Source organism: Streptomyces sp. NPDC001002 (assembly GCF_053599215.1).
Genome location: NZ_JBSFLV010000068.1, coordinates 12,633 through 29,798, shown reverse-complemented (window position 1 = coordinate 29,798; position 17,166 = coordinate 12,633). Strand labels below are relative to the sequence as shown.

The window sequence follows — 17,166 nt, the reverse complement described above, 5'->3', positions numbered from 1 at the left end:
CTTGAGCGGAACCGTCAGCGCCTCGGTATCCTCCTAACCCTTACGGGGGGCGTGTGCCCCGCTGTCCTGAACCTTTCGATGGGTGCGGAGCATGATCGAGGCAGTCGGCCTGACCAAGCGCTACGGCGACAAGACCGCTGTGTACAACCTCTCCTTCCAGGTGCGGCCCGGTGCCGTCACCGGGTTCCTGGGGCCCAACGGCTCGGGCAAGTCGACGACCATGCGCATGATCCTCGGCCTCGACAACCCGACCGCGGGCCAGGTGACGATCGGCGGCCACCCCTACCGCAACCTGCCCAACGCGCCCCGCCAGGTGGGCGCCCTGCTCGACGCCAAGGCCGTGCACGGCGGCCGGTCCGCCCGCAACCACCTGCTCTGCCTCGCCCAGCTGTCGGGCATCCCGGCCCGCCGGGTGGACGAGGTGCTCGGCGTGGTCGGTCTGCACGAGGTGGCCAAGCGGCGCTCCAAGGGCTTCTCGCTGGGCATGGGCCAGCGGCTCGGCATCGCCGCCGCGCTCCTCGGCGACCCCCAGGTGCTGCTCTTCGACGAGCCGGTCAACGGCCTCGACCCCGAGGGCATTCTCTGGGTGCGCAACCTGATGAAGGCGCTCGCGGCAGAAGGCCGTACGGTCTTCGTCTCCTCGCACCTGATGAGCGAGATGGCGCTGACCGCCGACCACCTCATCGTGATCGGGCGCGGTCAGCTGCTGGCCGACATGAGCGTCCGGGACTTCATCGCGGCGAACTCCGCCGGCTTCGCGCGCGTGCGCACCCCGGACACCGAGCCGCAACTGCGCGAGAAGCTGACCTCCGCGCTGACCGAGGCCGGCGGGCACGTGCTGCCGGAGCAGGACGGCGCGCTGCGGGTGACCGGGCTGCCGCTGCCGAGCATCAGCGACATCGCGCACGACACCGACGTACGCCTGTGGGAGCTGTCGCCGCACCAGGCCTCGCTGGAGGAGGCGTACATGCGGATGACGCAGGGCGCGGTCGACTACCGCTCGACGGTCGACCAGAAGGCGGGCCTGATGCAGCCCCTGCCGCCCGGCGCGCAGCCGCCGATGCCGGTGCCGGGACAGGGCCAGCCGGACTGGTACGCCCCGCCGTCCCCGCAGCAGGGCGGCCAGCCGTTCGCGATGCAGCCGGCACAGCCCGGCCCGTACGGCGCGGGACAGCCCCCGGCGGGCGCGTACGGCGCTCCGGGCGCCCCCGCCGCGGACGCGCCCAACCCCTATGCCCAGCAGGCGCCTCAGGCACCCCAGGCGCCCGCTCAGGCCCCGCCCGTGCGCCCCTCGGCCGACCCGCGGTCGGCCCCGGCCGACGCACCCCCCGCGCCCACCGAGTCCGCGGCTCCCGTCGCCGCGTCCGCTCAGCCCGCGCAGCAGTCCGCCGACCTGACCAAGCCCGAGGACGCCCGATGAGCACGCCCCAGACCCCGATGCCGCAGGCCGCCGGAGCCGAGTGGCAGTCGGTGCCCGGTTCGCCGTATCCCAGCTACACCTCGCCGATCCCCGTGACGCCCACGCACCTCGGGAACGCGATCGCGTCGGAGTGGACCAAGATCCGGTCGGTGCGCTCCACGATGTGGACGCTCGGTGTGTTCGTGCTGCTCGTCGTCGGCATCGGGCTGCTGGTGGCCACGCTGGTGGCCGCCAACGCGGGCGAATCGGACCTGTCCGGCGAGAACCCGCTGTCGTTCGGGGTCTTCGGACTCCTGCTGGGCACCATGTGCATCATCACGCTCGGCGTGCTGACCACGGCCTCGGAGTACGGCACGGGCATGATCCGGACCACGATGACCGCGTGCCCGACCCGCGGCCGGGTGCTCGCGGCGAAGGCGATCGTCTTCTTCTCCGTGGCGTTCACCGTCACGTTCGTGTCGGTGCTGCTGGTCGCGCTGGCGGACGTGGCCCTGCTGGACGGCGCCCGGACCCCGACCGGCGCGGAGTGGCTGAAGGGCACCCTCGGCATCTCGCTCTACATCGCGCTGCTCGGCCTGCTCTCGCTGATCATCGGCTCGATCATCCGGCACTCCGCGGGCGCGATCACCATCATGATCGGCCTGGTGCTGGCGCCGCTGGTGATCGCGCTGTTCATGTTCTCCTCGGCCCTGGAGGGCCTGCGCCAGGCGCTGTTCGACTACTCGATCCCGAACCAGCTCAGCGTCTTCTACACCGACGCCCTGAGCGACTCGGGCCCTTCGGGCTGGGAGCCGCTGTGGATCGCCGTGGTCGTGACGGCCGCGGCCTTCGCGGGCGCGGTCGCACTGCTGCGGCAACGGGACGTCTGAGCCGTACCGGAGTCCCCGCGGCAACCGCCGCGACGGGCCTAGAACTTCGGGCTGTTCCTGGACCGCTGCACCCTCGTGGTGCGGCGGTCCTTCGCGTTCCAGCAGGCCTTGTGCCAGTGGCGGCGGTCGTCCACGCCCGAGTGCTCCGGCCAGGCCACCACGTGCGGGACGCCGGAGGGGATCAGCTGGTCACAGCCGGGACAGCGGTACGTCTTGCCCTGGGCACTGGCGCCCGCGACATGGCGCACGCTCCACTCCTCGCCCTGCCAGGTCTCCGTCGACTGCCAGCCGCCGTACCGGTCGGAACGCTCGTCGTCGGCGCTGCGGCCGGACGAACTCGACGGATCGGCTCCCTTGGGTCGGTTGCGACGCGGGGACACGGAACACCTCACGGGGCTATACAGGAAGCATGTGTCCGCTCCAGCCTACGGGGCGCGAGCAGGGGTACGCGTAGGAGACCAATCATCGCAAGTCCCCCACCGCCATGACGCATTCTGCAGACAATCCGCAAATCTCTTCGCCAGGCCGTGTCCTCGGCACGTGTCGTCCGGTTATGCCCGGTGGGGGAGCTCCATGTCGGAGCCAAGGAAGCAGGAAAGAGCGATGCACGTAGGAAGTTTCGTGTTGGCGGCCCAGTTCCCGGGGCAGGGCCAGGGGGAGGCTCTGCACCGCGCGGTCCGCTCGGCGGAGGTCGCGGAGGAGGTCGGGCTCGACTCGGTCTGGCTGGCCGAGCACCACTTCGTGCCGTACGGCACCTGCCCGTCGGCGATCACCCTGGCCGCGCTGCTGCTCGGCCGCACCAGCCGCATCCGCGTCGGTACGGCGGTCAGCGTGCTGCCCACCGTCCACCCGGTGGCCCTCGGCGAGCAGGCCGCGCTGCTGCACGTCGCGTCCGGCGGGCGCTTCTCGCTGGGCGTGGGGCGCGGCGGACCGTGGGTCGACCTGGAGGTGTTCGGCACCGGACTGGCCGCGTACGAGCAGGGGTTCCCGGAATCACTCGATCTGCTGCTGCGCTGGCTGCGCGAGCCCTCGGTGGCGGGTCCCGGCGGGCGGTTCGCCTTCCGTGAGGTGCCCGTCGTGCCCCGTCCCTCGGAGTCCCTGTCGGAGGCGGCGGGGCCCGAGGTCGTCGTGGCGTGCACGTCCCCGGCGAGTGTCCGGCTGGCCGCCGAACGCGGGCTGCCGATGCTGCTCGGGATGCATGTCGGGGACGAGGAGAAGGCCGAGATGATCGCCCTGTGGCGGCAGTTCGCGCGCGCGGCCGACCGTCCCGCCGACGAGATCCTCGGCGCGGCCCATGTCTCGGCCGGCGTCTGCCAGATCGCGGACCGGCGGACGGACGCGGTGGAGGCGCTCACCAAGGCGATGCCGGGCTGGCTGAAGCAGGGGCTCGACGCGCATGTCACGGTGGACGGCCGGGCCCGGCAGATGCGCGACCCGCTGGCCTACACGGAGTTGCTCTGCGGGCTGCATCCGGTGGGCACGCCCCGGCTGTGCGCCGACCGGCTCGCGGCGACCAGCGAGCGGACCGGCATCACCCGCTTCGCACTGCTCGTCGAGGGCTCGGGCGATCTGGCGGCCACCGAGGAGAACGTGCGGCGGCTCGGCACCGAAGTGCTCCCGCAGCTCGACTGACCGTGGACGGATCCCAACTGCCCCGCCCGGCGTGGAACTTGCCGCTCCGTACTGAAATGCACCTCCCGCGTACGGAGCGGCAAGTCGGCGGTGCCGCTCAGCAGTCCCTGAACTCCGGGGACTGGTTGAGCAACTGACTGCGCACCGAGGTGAAGCGGGCCAGCGTCTCGTCGACCGAGGCGTCCAGCGGGAACACCGCCACCCGGTGGCAGTTCTGGAAGGCCAGCCGCACACCGAAGTGCCGTTGCAGCGCGCCGCGTATCGCGTCACTCGCGAGCGCACGCAGCAACTGACCGCGTGCCTGCTCGTCCGGCGGCGGCGTCTGGTTGTCGGCGAAGTTACCGCCGTCCACCTTCAGCTGGGCCACCAGGGAGCTGATCATCTCCCATGCGTAGGGCAGGGAGGTCCGGACGCAGTCGACGAATTCCGCTTCGTCGACCTCGCCTCGCTCGGCCTGTTCGAGTAGGGCCGGTGAGACGTCGAGCGACATGGGTTCTCCTCTCAGACCCCTGTAGTCCACAGGGGTTCCCGGACAGGTAAGGGAGTTCGCGATATCGAACACGCTGCGTACACGTTTCGCGACCTCCCGTTTACTACGGTAAGCAACCGACCGTGACGACACCAGGCGAATGCGTACATGCGGAGACCTCGTTAGACCCACAATCAGCCATAAATGAACAAGGGTTGTCTGGGGGTCTTCCGGGATCAAAGGGGCGGCCCGCAGGGCCTCGGTTGAGGGCGGTGGTGGGAGACGGGAGGGCGAATCGCGTGGACCACTGCCCGTCGAGTAGCGTTGCCGACCATGCGTCTCGTCATTGCCCGTTGCTCCGTCGACTACGCGGGCCGGCTCACCGCCCACCTCCCCGCGGCACCCCGCCTGATCCTGGTGAAGGCGGACGGCAGCGTCTCCATCCACGCGGACGACCGCGCCTACAAGCCCCTGAACTGGATGTCGCCGCCCTGCACGCTCAAGGAGGGCACGGGCGACGAGGAAGGCGTCTGGACCGTCGTCAACAAGGCCGGCGAGAAGCTGATCATCACGATGGAGGAGATCCTCCACGATTCCTCGCACGAACTCGGCGTGGACCCGGGCCTGATCAAGGACGGCGTGGAAGCACACCTCCAGGAACTGCTCGCCGACCGCATCGACACCCTCGGCGAGGGCTACACGCTCATCCGCCGCGAGTACATGACGGCCATCGGCCCGGTCGACATCCTGTGCCGGGACGCCGAAGGGCAGACCGTCGCGATCGAGATCAAGCGGCGCGGCGAGATCGACGGCGTGGAGCAACTCACCCGCTATCTGGAGCTGTTGAACCGCGATCCCCATCTCGCCCCGGTCCGCGGCATCTTCGCGGCCCAGGAGATCAAGCCCCAGGCCCGCGTCCTCGCCACCGACCGCGGCATCGGCTGCACGGTCCTGGACTACAACGCCCTGCGCGGCATCGAGGACGACAAACTCCGCCTGTTCTGACGCCTGTTGCGACGCCCTCCGACGCTTTTCCGGCCGCGGCGCAGCGACTTCTACGACAGTGAGGGCCGGGTCCGTGGACAACGGACCCGGCCCTCACGTGTAGCGGTACCTCAGATCACGTCACCCGAGCTGCTCGCGGTGGTGGTCTCCGGCGCGGACGCCGAACTGGTGGTCTCCGCAGGGGCACTTGAGGAGGCGGGGCCACTGGCCGTGTCGGTGGTGCCCGGCTCGGTCGGCGGAGTCGTTTCCGTGGGCGGCGTGGTCTCCGTCGGACTCGGCGACGAGGTGTCACTCGGCGACGCTGGCGGCGAAGACTCCGGATCGGAGGCCGGCGGACTGCTCGACGGCGGCTTCGACGAGGACGAGTGCGACGGCGAGTGCGAGGAACCGCCCCCGCCCTGCGTGCCGCTCGGGTTGTCCGACGGCTTCGACGTGTCCGACGGCGGCGTCGGGTCGTCGGACGTGCCGAACGTGCCGTCGGGGCCCGGGTCGGTCGGCCGGCTGGTCGCCGTACCGGTGTCGCCCTTGCCGTCGTCGTTGGCCGGCAGGTCGGCGCCCAGGCTGCCGTCCTCCAGGCCCTGGCTCGCTGACGGGTTGGGGCCGACCTGGTTCGACGGGTTGTCGGCGTCGTTGTTGGACGTGGCGCCGAGCGTCACCACCGTGCCGAGCACGGCCGCGAGCAGGGCGCCCGCGCCGGCCGCCACGAGGTTGCGCCGGGCCAGGCCCCGCAGACCGCCACGGCGGGCCCTGGAGGGTCCCGGGGCCCCGGTGCGGTGGGTGACCAGGGTCGTGCCGTCGCCGCCCGGAGGCAGCGCGAGGACGACCGCGGGGACACCGCCGGGCGGCGACTGCGACTCCTCGTAGCGCGCGTCCGGCACCTCCTCGCCCGCGGTCGAACCGAAGCCCGGCGTGGTGCCGGTGCGGTCGGCGACCAGGGCCAGGGCACGGCGCCCGGCGACGCTGCCGCGCTTGTCGGCGACCGCGCCGCGCAGTCCGACCGCGGCCTCCAGTTCGGCGCGGGCCTGCTCGAAGTCTCCGCCGCAGAGCGCGAGAATGCCCAACTCGTGGTGGAAATAGGCCTGTTCCGACACCTCGCCGGACAGGTCCGCGGCCTCGGCACCGGCCCGCAGGGCCCGCTCCCAGGCGCTCCAGTGCAGCCCCGCGGCGAACGCGGGCGCCGCCGTGCGGGCCAGCTGGACGGTGACGCTCTCCTCGTCCTCGGCGGGTGCCGTGGTGCCCGGCACCAGGAGGTCGAGGGCGGTGAGCAGGGCGTCGGCCTCGGCGCACACCCGCTCCGGGGTGACCGAGGGGTGGCCGGCCCACCAGGCGTAGTGCTGGGCGGCGGCCAGGGCCTGGACCTGGGCGTCGTCGCCGTATCCGGCGGCCACCAGCTGGGCCGGTACGCCGGCGGCGAGCCGGTAGCGGGTGCCGACCGGGGAGACGAGGCCGCAGCCCGCGAGTTCGCCGAGGGCCGCGTCCGCGTGGGTGTCGCCGACCAGCGCGGGCAGATGGGCCTGGTGCGGCACCTCGCCGCCGAGCGCGACGGCGAACCGCAGGGTGGCGCGGGCCGAGGCGCTCAGCCGGGCGGCGAGCAGCGGGGCGGGCGCGGCGGCCTCGCCGAGGGACGGCAGGGGCACCTCGTCGCCGGGCTCGGTCTCGAAGGGCGCGTCCACCGGGAGGGCGTCCGCGAAGACGCCGAACTCGTCGACCGCGCCGGTGCCGTTGCGGATCTGGTCGCGCTGGCGCAGCAGGGCGCCGGCCTGGACGAAGCGCAGCGGCAGGCCCTCGGACTCGAACCAGAGGTCGCCCGCCCAGTTGGCCTCCTCCTCGGTGAGGACCCGGCCGACGGCGCGCTCCAGGATCTCCACGCCGCCCGCGCGGTCGAGGCCGGACAGGAAGACCTCCTCGACGGCCGCGTCGACGGAGGGCGCCGGTACGTCGGGCGTCGCGGCGATCAGGAAGGCGCACTCGGGTGTCGCGTCCAGGAGTTCGTCGAGCGCGGCGCCGCCGAACTCCAGGTCGTCCAGGACGACGACCGCGCCGATCTCCCGGACCAGCGCGCGCAGCTCGTCGGGGGCCGGCCGGTACAGGGGTGCGTCGTAGACGGCGTAGAAGAGGTCGTGGAGCAGGTCGTCGGCGGTGCGGTGGAAGCCGTCGAGGCGGACGACGCCGTCGGGGGCGAGGTCCTCGCAGTCCTCGGCGACCAGGTCGAGCAGGCTGGTGCGGCCCGAGCCCGCGGGGCCGGTCAGCAGGACCGAGCGACCGCGCGCGAGCAGCCGTACCAGGCGCTCGCGGTCGTCCTGGCGCTCCAGCAGGGGCAGGGTCGGCTGGGCCGGACCCGGTGGGACGGGCGGCCGGGCGGCGCGGTCCGTCTCGACGCGCTCGTCGGCCGTGAGCTTCGCGGGTCGTCCGGGCCGTTCGCTGGGCGGGCAGGCCTCTATCTCGCTGCCGTCCACGGGATTGACGGTGAGCAGGTAGTCGCCGGTGACGAGCTGCACCGTGCGCGCGAGCGCGGGTGCGTGCTGTCCGAAGTCGGTGGTGAGGGGTTCCCTGGGCGGGCGCTGACGCGGCGGGCTGCCGTCGGCGTCATGGCCGTACTCCTCGGGTCCCCGGTCGTTCGGGTCCATAGGTTTCAAGCCCCCCAAAAGCGCTCGTGTGCTCTTCAAGCCCCTCCCGGCCTTGCCGCACACCACGCTGTCGCTTCTGGTCCGGTGCCCACACGAGGGATCAAGGTGGCGGGCAGGCGAACCCTAAACCTTCGCACAGTATGTCCGACAGCCCGGGGTACCGCGCCGCCCGAGACGTCACAGTCTCGTGAGGATTGCGCGCGCCCGGTGTTTCGCGCCCCGCCCGTCCCCCCGCGCCGGGCGTCACACGCGGGGCAGTGACTCCACGCCGATGCCGCCCTCGATCGCCAGGATCCGGTGCAGCCGGGTGGCCACCAGCAGGCGCTGCATCTGCGGCGGTACGTCGCGCAGCACCAGGCGCCGGCCGCAGCGGCCGGCCCGCCGGTGGACGCCCATGATCACGCCGAGTCCGGTGGCGTCCCAGGAGTCCAGTTCGGACAGGTCCAGCACCAGATCGCCGACTCCGTCGTCGACGGCCGAGTGCAGGACCGTACGGGCGTCCGCCGCGCTGCGGACGTCGAGGCGGCCCCCGACGACCAGCTCGGCGTGGTCGCCCCTGATGTGCATATGCGCTCCCCGTGAGTGCGGTGGTCTGTCCTCGTACTCCGTGACGGTGGCTGTGCAACGTCTGACTGCTTCAGCGGCGAACAGGTTGCCGTCTGTAAGCGAACCGATACCGAATTCACCCCGGAGGGTGATGCCTCCGGGGGCTGTGCGGTTTCAGTGGCTGTACGTACTGGTGTTTCAGTACGTGTAGAAGCCCTGCCCGCTCTTGCGTCCGATGTCACCGGCGTCAACCATCCGGCGCATCAGCTCCGGCGGCGCGAACTTCTCGTCCTGCGTCTCGGTGTAGATGTTGCCGGTGGCGTGCAGCAGGATGTCGACGCCGGTCAGGTCGGCCGTGGCCAGCGGACCCATGGCGTGCCCGAAGCCCAGCTTGCAGGCGAGGTCGATGTCCTCGGCGCTCGCCACACCCGACTCGTAGAGCTTGGTCGCCTCGACGACGAGCGCCGAGATGAGACGGGTCGTCACGAAGCCGGCTACATCGCGGTTGACGACGATGCAGGTCTTGCCGACGGACTCGGCGAACTCCCGCGCGGCGGCGAGGGTTTCGTCGCTCGTCTTGTAGCCGCGGACCAGCTCGACGAGCTGCATCATCGGCACCGGCGAGAAGAAGTGCACGCCGACGACCCGCTCGGGGTGCTCGGTGGCCGCCGCGATCTTGGTGATCGGGATCGCGGAGGTGTTGGACGCCAGCACGGCATCCGGGCGCACGATCTTGTCGAGCGCGCGGAAGATCTCGTGCTTGACCTCCAGCTTCTCGAAGACGGCCTCGACGACGAGGTCGGCGTCCGCGGCGGCGTCCAGATCGGTGGTCGCGGTGATCCGGCCGAGGGCCGCGTCGGCGTCGTGCGCCTCCAGCTTCCCCTTGCTCACGAACTTGTCGTACGAGGCCTTGATGCCGTCGGTGCCACGCTTCAGCGCCTCGTCGGTGACGTCCCGGAGGACCACCTCCCAGCCTGCCTGCGCGGCGACCTGGGCGATACCGGAACCCATCAGACCGGCGCCGATGACGGCCAGCTTCCGTGCCACTGTGCGACTCCCCTTTTGAACGCCTTACACGCTGTTTAGTTGCCTCTTCGGCGGACCTTAGCGCTCGCGAAGCGCTGTGTGACCGGTAAGTAACGCGCGTCACGTCTCATCTGACGGACATCACACCGGCACGGGTCACGGGGCGCCACGGACGGCGTAGTTGAGCACCTTCTCGCCCAACAGCTCCTCGATCTCGTCGAGAAGGACGAGCACCTCTCGTGACACTACGTCCGGATTGCGCCCGGTGAGCATCGCGCGGCCGACGCTCACCATGACCATCTGCTGGACCCAGCAGATCTGACCGGCGATCAGACCGGGCAGGGGGTCGTCCGCGGCCGCGCCGACCTCCTCGCGCAGGGTCGCTTCGAGGTGGTCGAGGATCTCCTGCTGGAGCGTCCACAGCCGCGAACGCAGGGGCGGGGCCTCGTGGATGACGCGCATGAAGCGGCCGTAGCCCGCCATGAGACCGACCCGCGGCGAGACCACCTCGACCTCGGCGCGCAGTTCCCGCAGGACGGCCCGGGCCGCCGACTCCCCCGCGTCCCGGCCGCGCACCCAGCGGGAGGGCTGCCCCACGGCCTGGGCGGAGCGGTCCAGGAAGAGGTCCTCCTTGGCGGGGAAGTAGTTGTAGACGGTGTTGACCGAGACGTCGGCCGCCTCCGCGATCTCCGCGATGGTCACGTCCATGAACCCGCGCTCCACGAACAGCCCGGTGGCAATGTCCGAGATGCGCTGTCGCGTCTCGCGCTTCTTCCGCTCCCTGAGCCCTTCCGCCATGGTCCACATCCTAACTTCGATGGGCCCTCTGAAACTTTGGGGTCATTGCAAACTTTAAGAGACTCTGTTTTTCTGGTGCCATGCCCATCATCAGTACGGCCTCACTGGCCCGTACCTTCCAGAGCAGGCTCGGCCCGGTGGCGGCCGTGCGCGGTATCGACCTCACCGTCCGGGAGGGCGAGATCCTCGGCCTCCTGGGCCCGAACGGCGCCGGGAAGACGACCACCCTCCGCATGCTCACGACCCTCCTCGAACCCACCGGCGGCGCGGCCACCATCGCCGGCCACGACCTCGCCACCGACCCGACCGGCGTGCGCCGGGTCTGCGGATACGTGGCCCAGTCCGGCGGCGTCGACCCGCAGATCTCCGTACGCGAGGAACTCGTCACGCAGGGGCGCCTGTACCGGCTGGCGAAAGATCAAGCAGCCGAGCGGGCAAGGGAGTTGGCCGACGCCCTTGACCTCACCGGCCTGCTCGACCGCAGGTGCGGCACGCTCTCCGGCGGTCAGCGGCGGCGCCTGGACATCGCGCTGGCGCTCGCCCACCGCCCGAAGGTCCTGTTCCTCGACGAGCCCACGACCGGCCTCGACCCCGGCAGCCGCGCCGACCTGTGGGACCTGATCCGCGGACTGCGCGACGAGCACGGCACGACCGTCTTCCTGACGACCCACTACCTCGACGAGGCCGACGCCCTCGCGGACCGGCTGGTCATCGTCGACAAGGGCGTCGTCGTGGCCGAGGGCACGCCGAGCGCGCTGAAACTGCGCTACGGCGGCTCGATCGACGCGACCCTCCAGGACACCTTCCTCGCCATCACCGGCCGCGGCCCCGCCCCGGCCGACGCGGCCCCCGTAGCCGTATAGCCGCCCCCGGAACCACCGCATGAGGAGTCAGATGTTCGTCCACGACACCGCGCTGATCTACGGGCGCTATCTGCGCCAGTCGCTGCGCTCCCGATTCGCGTTGCTCTTCGGGTTGTTGATGCCGTTGCTGTACCTGCTGTTCTTCGGTCCGCTGCTCACTGAGTTGCCGCTCGGCGGTCAAGGCAGCTCCTGGCAGGTGCTCGTGCCCGGGCTGCTGCTTCAACTCGGGCTGTTCGGGGCCGCGTTCGCCGGCTTCTCGGTCATCGTCGAGAAGGGGCAGGGCGTGGTCGAGCGGATGCGGGTGACCCCGGTCAGCCGGCTCGCGCTGCTGCTCGGCCGGGTGCTGCGGGACGCCACGGTCCTCGTCGCCCAGGCGGTGCTGCTGGTGCTGGCGGCCGTGGTGATGGGGCTGCGCGCACCGCTGGCCGGCGTCCTGATCGGGTTCGCCTTCGTCGGCCTGCTCACCGTCTCGCTGGGCTCGCTGTCGTACGCCGTGGCGATGCGGTTCTCCACCCCGCAGGAGTTCGGGCCGCTGGTCAACGCCGTGACCATGCCGTCGATGCTGCTGTCCGGCCTGATGCTCCCGATGTCCCTGGCCCCGGGCTGGCTGGACCTGCTCTCGCACGTCATGCCGCTGCGCTATCTGGTGGACGCGGTGCGGGACGCGTACGTCGGCTCGTACACGAGCGCCCCCATGCTCTACGGGGTCCTGGTGGCCGTCGCCCTCGCGACACTGACCGTGACGGTGGGCACACGCGTGTTCCGGACCGCCGGGGCGTAACTACGCTGGCCCCATGGTCAATCTGACGCGCATCTACACCAGGACCGGCGACCAGGGCACCACCGCCCTCGGCGACATGAGCCGGGTCGCCAAGACCGATCTGCGGATCTCCGCGTACGCCGACGCCAACGAGGCGAACGCGGTGATCGGCACGGCGATCGCGCTGGGCGGCCTGGACGAGGAGATCGTCAAGGTCCTCGTCCGCGTCCAGAACGACCTCTTCGACGTGGGCGCGGACCTGGCGACGCCGGTGGTGGAGAACCCGGAGTTCCCGCCGCTGCGGGTCGAGCAGTTCTACGTCGACAAGCTGGAGGCCGACTGTGACCGCTTCAACGAGGAGCTGGAGAAGCTGCGCTCCTTCATCCTCCCCGGCGGCACCCCGGGCGCGGCCCTGCTCCACCAGGCCTGCACGGTCGTCCGCCGGGCCGAGCGGTCGACGTGGACCGCGATGGAGGTCCACGGCGAGGTCATGAACCCCCTCACCGCGACCTACCTCAACCGGCTATCGGACCTGCTCTTCATCCTTGCGCGCACGGCGAACGCGAGTGTCGGAGACGTGCTGTGGGTCCCCGGCGGAGAGCGCTGACCCCGACTCCACCCCCGCCTCCGGCTCCGTCTCCGGGCGCTTCTTCGGCCAGATCACGTACGTCAGCGCGATCAGGCCGTGGATGCCGACGGCCCTGAGCGCCACCCACTGGAAGCTGCGCAGGGACGAGGTGTCGCCCTCGCCGACGTACCAGATCGCGGCCTGGAGCAGGGCGCAGGCGACGGCGGCCATCAGGACCGTGCGCAGCCAGAGCCGGCCCTCGTGCAGGGCCCGGGGCGCTCCGTAGCGGGGCGGCTTCGGCGGGCGCGGGGCGCCGGCCAGGCGGTGGGCGGCGTGGCCGTCCAGCCAGCGGATCGTGTAGTGGCCGTAGGCGACGGTGAAGCCGATGTAGAGGGCGGCGAGGCCGTGTTCCCAGCTCGGTTCTGCGCCGTTCTTGAGGTCCACGGCCGTCACGACGAACAGGACCAGTTCGAGGACCGGCTCGCACAGCAGCAGCGCCACGCTCGTGCGGCGCATCTTGAGCAGGTAGCGGACGGCCAGCCCGGCGGCCAGCAGCACCCAGAACCCGACCTCGCAGGCGATGATCAGGGCGACGATCACGGTGTGCTCCTCACTGCGGTGGTGCGGTGGTGGTCAATGGCGGGGTTGTGGTCACCTCTCCAGGCTCGCGGCGCGCGGGCGGCGATTCGTCGTCGGCGGTGAGGAAGTCGCGGTACATCGAACGATGCAGTCGAGGACCGTTCCCGGGGAGCAGGCGGGCGGGGCGGGTGCCGTGTTGGATGGAGTCATGGCCGTGACACTCCCCCGCCCGCACCGCGACGACGTACGCATCGCCGTCGGGGGCCTGCTCGGCGGGCTGATCGTCTGGGCGGTGAGCGTCGGCATCCGGCCGCAGGACGACCCGATCGTCCGCTGGCACGGCCACTGGCCGATCCTGGTGCCGCTGTTCGTGATGGCCGGCTGCGAGCTGCTGCGCCGGACCCGACCGCGTACGGGCCTGCTGATCGGCGTGGCCGCGCTGACCGTCGACACCATCACGCAGGGCAATCTGGCCACCCTCGTGATGTTCACGGACCTCGTCTACGCGGGCGTGCTGTACACCCCGCCCGCCGTCGCCCGCCGGGTGCTGTGGATCAGCGGGCTGATGACGGTGGTCGCCACCGTGCTGCCCCTCGCGACCCTGCGCAAGCCCGAGGCCCTGCTGATCGGGGTGGCCGTCGGGCTGGTGGCGTTCACGCCCGCGGCCACCGGCTGGATCGTCCGCAACCACCGTGACGCCGCCGACAGCGCCCGGCTGCGCGCCGAACAGACCGCGCTGCTCGCCGAGATGGACCGCGTCCAGGCGGTGACCGCCGAACGCGCCCGGATGGCACGGGAGTTGCACGACATGGTCGCCAACCACCTGTCGGCGATCGCCATCCACTCCACGGCCGCGCTCTCGCTCGACGACCCCAAGACCTCGCAGGAGGCGCTCGGGGTGATCCGGGAGAACAGTGTCGAGGGGCTCGCGGAGATGCGCCGGCTGATCGGGATCCTCCGCGACGACAGCGGCGACAAGGAGCCCACCGCCGCACCCACCCTCGAAGGGCTCGGCGCCCTGGTTGCCGGTGCCCGGTCCAACGGCCTCGACGTCACCCTGGAGGCCGCGCACGCCGAACGGCTGCCCGCGCCGGTCGAGTTGGCGGCGTACCGGATCGTCCAGGAATCGCTGACCAACGCGCTCAAGCACGCGGGACCGGGGGTCGTCACGGTCGTCCTGAAAGAGTCGGACGGGGCCTTGACCATCGCCGTGACCAGCCCGTTCGGTCATCGTGACGGGCCCCGCGCGCCCGGTTCCGGTGCCGGTCTGGTGGGTATGCGGGAGCGGACCGCGCTGTTGAAGGGCACCTTCGAGGCGGGGCCCGAGAACGACGCGGCGGGCGGCAAGATCTGGTCGGTACGGGCCGCCCTCCCCCTCAGCGAAGGAGCGCCCGAATGATCCGTGTCCTGGTCGCCGAGGACCAGTCCGCCGTGCGCGCCGGGCTGGTCCTCATCCTGCGCAGCGCCCCCGACATCAAGGTGGTCGGCCAGGCGGCGGACGGGGAGCAAGCGGTGGCCCTGGCGCGGGAGTTGCGGCCGGACCTGGTGCTGATGGACATTCAGATGCCGCGCCTGGACGGGGTGTCGGCGACCCGGCAGGTGGTCGCGGAGGGGCTGGCCGACGTCCTCGTGCTGACCACGTTCGACCTCGACGAGTACGTCTTCGGGGCGCTGCGCGCGGGCGCCGCAGGTTTCCTTCTGAAGAACACCGACGCCAAGGACCTGTTGGAGGCGGTGCGTACGGTCGCGCGCGGCGAGGGCCTGATCGCCCCGGCCGTGACCCGGCGGCTCATCGCCGAGTTCGCCGCGGTACCGGCACCGCGGCCGAAAGCCGACCTGTCCGTCCTCGACGCCCTGACCCGACGGGAGCGGGAGGTGTTGTCGTGCCTCGGCGAGGGAATGTCCAACGCGGAGATCGCGTCCCGGCTGGACATGGCGGAGGCGACGGTGAAGACGCACGTCAGCCGATTGCTGGGCAAGCTGGAGCTGCGCAGCCGGGTGCAAGCGGCCGTACTGGCGCAGGAGTTGGGGATCTGATCCCGTATACGAGTAGTGGTCCAGACCTCTTGACCTGTGGTCCAGACCTTTCTATTCTCGCGGCACCGTGGGTGCGAAGGCTCAGTCGCACCCCCACCCCCGCTCTTTGAGCTCTTTGAAAAGAGGAGGCGCACCATGCGCTTCAGACACAGAGCCGCCGCAGGGTTCGCGTCCCTGCTGCTCCCGTTGGCCGGTCTCATCGGCCTCGCGAGCCCCGCCCAGGCCGCCACGGCGACCGCCACCTTCACCAAGACCAGCGACTGGGGCACCGGCTTCGGCGGTCAGTGGACCGTCAAGAACACCGGTACCAGCGCGATCAGTTCATGGACGGTCGAGTGGGACTTCCCCTCCGGTACGTCCGTCACCTCCGCCTGGGACGCCGACGTCACGTCCTCCGGCACCCACTGGACCGCGAAGAACAAGTCCTACAACGGCACCATCGCCGCGGGCGCCTCCGTCTCCTTCGGCTTCAACGGCGCCGGCTCCGGCTCGCCCTCCAACTGCAAGCTGAACGGCGACAGTTGCGACGGCACCACGGTCCCCGGTGACGCGGCGCCCTCCGCGCCCGGCACCCCGACCGCCTCGAACATCACCGACACCTCGGTGAACCTGTCCTGGTCGGCGGCCACCGACGACAAGGGCATCAAGAACTACGACGTGCTGCGCGACGGCGCCAAGGTCGCCACGGTGACGACGACGTCGTACACCAACACCGGCCTGACCGCCGGCACCGACTACTCGTACACGATCCAGGCCCGGGACACCGTCGACCAGACCGGCCCGGTCAGCGGCGCGGTCGCCGTGCACACCACGGGCGGCACCACTCCCCCGACCACCGGCAACAAGGTCAAGCTCGGCTATCTCACCGAGTGGGGCACCTACACCCGCAACTACCAGGTCAAGAACCTGGTGACCTCGGGCTCGGCCTCGAAGATCACGCACATCAACTACGCGTTCGGCAATGTGACGAACGGGCAGTGCGCGATCGGTGACGCCTACGCCGACTACCAGAAGACGTTCACCGCGGACCAGTCGGTCAGCGGCGTCGCCGACACCTGGGACCAGCCGCTGGCGGGCAACTTCAACCAGCTGCGCCAGCTGAAGGCCAAGTACCCGAACATCAAGATCCTGTGGTCCTTCGGCGGTTGGACCTGGTCCGGCGGCTTCGCCCAGGCGGCGGCCAACCCGACCGCATTCGCCAACTCCTGCTACAGCCTGGTCGAGGACCCGCGCTGGGCCGATGTCTTCGACGGCATCGACATCGACTGGGAGTACCCGAACGCCTGCGGCCTGACCTGCGACACCAGCGGTGCCGCCGCGTACAAGAACCTGATGTCCGCGCTGCGCACCAAGTTCGGCTCCAACTACCTGGTCACCGCCGCCACCACGGCGGACGGCACCTCCGGCGGCAAGATCGACGCCGCCGACTACGCGGGCGCGGCCCAGTACGTCGACTGGTACAACGTGATGACGTACGACTTCTTCGGCGCCTTCGACGCGGACGGCCCGACCGCCCCGCACTCCCCGCTCACCACCTACACCGGCATCCCGCAGGCCGGGTTCACCACGGCCGACGCGATCGCCAAGTTCAAGTCGAAGGGCGTCGCCGCGAGCAAGCTGCTCATCGGCATCGGCTTCTACGGCAGAGGCTGGACCGGCGTGACCCAGGCCGCACCCGGCGGCTCGGCCACCGGCCCCGCCCCGGGTACCTACGAGCAGGGCATCGAGGACTACAAGGTCCTCAAGACGTCCTGCCCGGCCACCGGCACGATCGCCGGCACGGCGTACGCCTACTGCGGCAACAACTGGTGGTCGTACGACACCCCGAGCACGATCGCCGGAAAGATGAGCTGGGCCAAGACCCAGGGTCTGGGCGGCGCGTTCTTCTGGGACTTCAGCGGCGACACCAGCAACGGTGAGCTGGTGACCGCCATCAACAACGGCCTCGCGTAAGCGAGTTGCCGATA

17 protein-coding genes are annotated in these 17,166 nt (G+C 70.8%); 10 read left to right on the top strand and 7 right to left on the bottom strand.

Annotated features, from left to right (window positions below):
• Nucleotides 1-91 precede the first annotated feature (91 nt).
• Together ACWDR3_RS27960 and ACWDR3_RS27955 are read left to right on the top strand one after the other, a co-directional pair.
• Nucleotides 92-1,420 (top strand): ABC transporter ATP-binding protein, encoded by a 1,329-nt coding sequence (locus ACWDR3_RS27960; RefSeq protein ID WP_450355328.1) that lies wholly within the window; start codon nt 92-94, stop codon nt 1,418-1,420.
• A complete protein-coding gene (locus ACWDR3_RS27955; RefSeq protein ID WP_450355327.1) occupies nt 1,417-2,289 on the top strand; it encodes an ABC transporter permease in 873 nt (290 codons plus the stop codon). Before ACWDR3_RS27960 ends, ACWDR3_RS27955 begins: the two co-directional genes overlap by 4 nt.
• Nucleotides 2,290-2,327: 38 nt before the next feature.
• Here ACWDR3_RS27955 and ACWDR3_RS27950 read toward each other — a convergent pair whose 3' ends face one another.
• Complete coding sequence (locus ACWDR3_RS27950) at nt 2,328-2,669, bottom strand: ATP/GTP-binding protein (RefSeq protein ID WP_123997707.1); 342 nt, start codon at nt 2,667-2,669, stop codon at nt 2,328-2,330.
• Between the two features lie 223 nt (nt 2,670-2,892).
• Here ACWDR3_RS27950 and ACWDR3_RS27945 point away from each other — a divergent pair, with 223 nt between their 5' ends.
• Entirely contained in the window at nt 2,893-3,921 is a 1,029-nt protein-coding gene (locus tag ACWDR3_RS27945; RefSeq protein ID WP_450355326.1) for an LLM class flavin-dependent oxidoreductase, read from the top strand.
• Nucleotides 3,922-4,018: 97 nt separating this feature from the next.
• On the opposite strand, the gene ACWDR3_RS27940 is transcribed toward ACWDR3_RS27945, so the two are convergent.
• Nucleotides 4,019-4,411 carry an SCO5389 family protein gene (locus ACWDR3_RS27940; protein WP_280880658.1) on the bottom strand — a complete coding sequence of 131 codons (393 nt, stop codon included), beginning with the start codon at nt 4,409-4,411 and terminating at the stop codon, nt 4,019-4,021.
• Nucleotides 4,412-4,723: 312 nt separating this feature from the next.
• Here ACWDR3_RS27940 and nucS point away from each other — a divergent pair, with 312 nt between their 5' ends.
• Nucleotides 4,724-5,395: an endonuclease NucS gene (gene nucS, locus ACWDR3_RS27935; RefSeq protein WP_401728833.1), complete on the top strand. Its 672-nt coding sequence runs from the start codon at nt 4,724-4,726 to the stop codon at nt 5,393-5,395.
• A gap of 110 nt (nt 5,396-5,505) precedes the next feature.
• Here nucS and ACWDR3_RS27930 read toward each other — a convergent pair whose 3' ends face one another.
• The 4 genes from ACWDR3_RS27930 to ACWDR3_RS27915 all read right to left on the bottom strand — a co-directional run bounded on the left by ACWDR3_RS27930 (nt 5,506) and on the right by ACWDR3_RS27915 (nt 10,392).
• The gene (locus ACWDR3_RS27930; RefSeq protein ID WP_450355325.1) at nt 5,506-8,022 is read right to left on the bottom strand and encodes an ATP-binding protein; all 2,517 of its coding nucleotides are present in this window, start codon (nt 8,020-8,022) and stop codon (nt 5,506-5,508) included.
• A 243-nt stretch (nt 8,023-8,265) separates the two neighbouring features.
• On the bottom strand, nt 8,266-8,589 hold the full coding sequence (locus ACWDR3_RS27925) for an STAS domain-containing protein (RefSeq protein WP_123997713.1): 324 nt from the start codon (nt 8,587-8,589) through the stop codon (nt 8,266-8,268).
• A 177-nt stretch (nt 8,590-8,766) separates the two neighbouring features.
• Nucleotides 8,767-9,615 carry a 3-hydroxyacyl-CoA dehydrogenase family protein gene (locus ACWDR3_RS27920; RefSeq protein WP_450355324.1) on the bottom strand — a complete coding sequence of 283 codons (849 nt, stop codon included), beginning with the start codon at nt 9,613-9,615 and terminating at the stop codon, nt 8,767-8,769.
• A gap of 135 nt (nt 9,616-9,750) precedes the next feature.
• A complete protein-coding gene (locus ACWDR3_RS27915) occupies nt 9,751-10,392 on the bottom strand; it encodes a TetR/AcrR family transcriptional regulator (protein ID WP_450355323.1) in 642 nt (213 codons plus the stop codon).
• Nucleotides 10,393-10,472: 80 nt separating this feature from the next.
• Between ACWDR3_RS27915 and ACWDR3_RS27910 the strand changes: the two genes are divergently transcribed.
• From ACWDR3_RS27910 to ACWDR3_RS27900, 3 genes are read left to right on the top strand one after another with little or no spacing between them, the layout of a single operon-like run.
• A complete protein-coding gene (locus ACWDR3_RS27910; RefSeq protein ID WP_450355322.1) occupies nt 10,473-11,255 on the top strand; it encodes an ABC transporter ATP-binding protein in 783 nt (260 codons plus the stop codon).
• A gap of 31 nt (nt 11,256-11,286) precedes the next feature.
• Nucleotides 11,287-12,036 (top strand): ABC transporter permease, encoded by a 750-nt coding sequence (locus ACWDR3_RS27905; RefSeq protein ID WP_450355343.1) that lies wholly within the window; start codon nt 11,287-11,289, stop codon nt 12,034-12,036.
• Between the two features lie 13 nt (nt 12,037-12,049).
• Nucleotides 12,050-12,622 carry a cob(I)yrinic acid a,c-diamide adenosyltransferase gene (locus ACWDR3_RS27900; protein ID WP_450355321.1) on the top strand — a complete coding sequence of 191 codons (573 nt, stop codon included), beginning with the start codon at nt 12,050-12,052 and terminating at the stop codon, nt 12,620-12,622.
• On the opposite strand, the gene ACWDR3_RS27895 is transcribed toward ACWDR3_RS27900, so the two are convergent.
• Complete coding sequence (locus ACWDR3_RS27895; RefSeq protein ID WP_450355320.1) at nt 12,539-13,183, bottom strand: hypothetical protein; 645 nt, start codon at nt 13,181-13,183, stop codon at nt 12,539-12,541. The two genes, ACWDR3_RS27900 and ACWDR3_RS27895, sit on opposite strands and share 84 nt — an antisense overlap.
• A gap of 187 nt (nt 13,184-13,370) precedes the next feature.
• On the opposite strand from ACWDR3_RS27895, the gene ACWDR3_RS27890 reads away from it, so the two are divergent.
• The 3 genes from ACWDR3_RS27890 to ACWDR3_RS27880 all read left to right on the top strand — a co-directional run bounded on the left by ACWDR3_RS27890 (nt 13,371) and on the right by ACWDR3_RS27880 (nt 17,152).
• Complete coding sequence (locus tag ACWDR3_RS27890) at nt 13,371-14,561, top strand: sensor histidine kinase (RefSeq protein WP_450355319.1); 1,191 nt, start codon at nt 13,371-13,373, stop codon at nt 14,559-14,561.
• Nucleotides 14,558-15,199, top strand: a complete 642-nt coding sequence (locus ACWDR3_RS27885) for a response regulator (RefSeq protein WP_450355318.1) — start codon at nt 14,558-14,560, stop codon at nt 15,197-15,199. The genes ACWDR3_RS27890 and ACWDR3_RS27885 overlap by 4 nt, the downstream gene beginning before the upstream one ends.
• Nucleotides 15,200-15,334: 135 nt before the next feature.
• A complete protein-coding gene (locus ACWDR3_RS27880; RefSeq protein ID WP_450355317.1) occupies nt 15,335-17,152 on the top strand; it encodes a glycosyl hydrolase family 18 protein in 1,818 nt (605 codons plus the stop codon).
• Nucleotides 17,153-17,166: the final 14 nt, after the last annotated feature.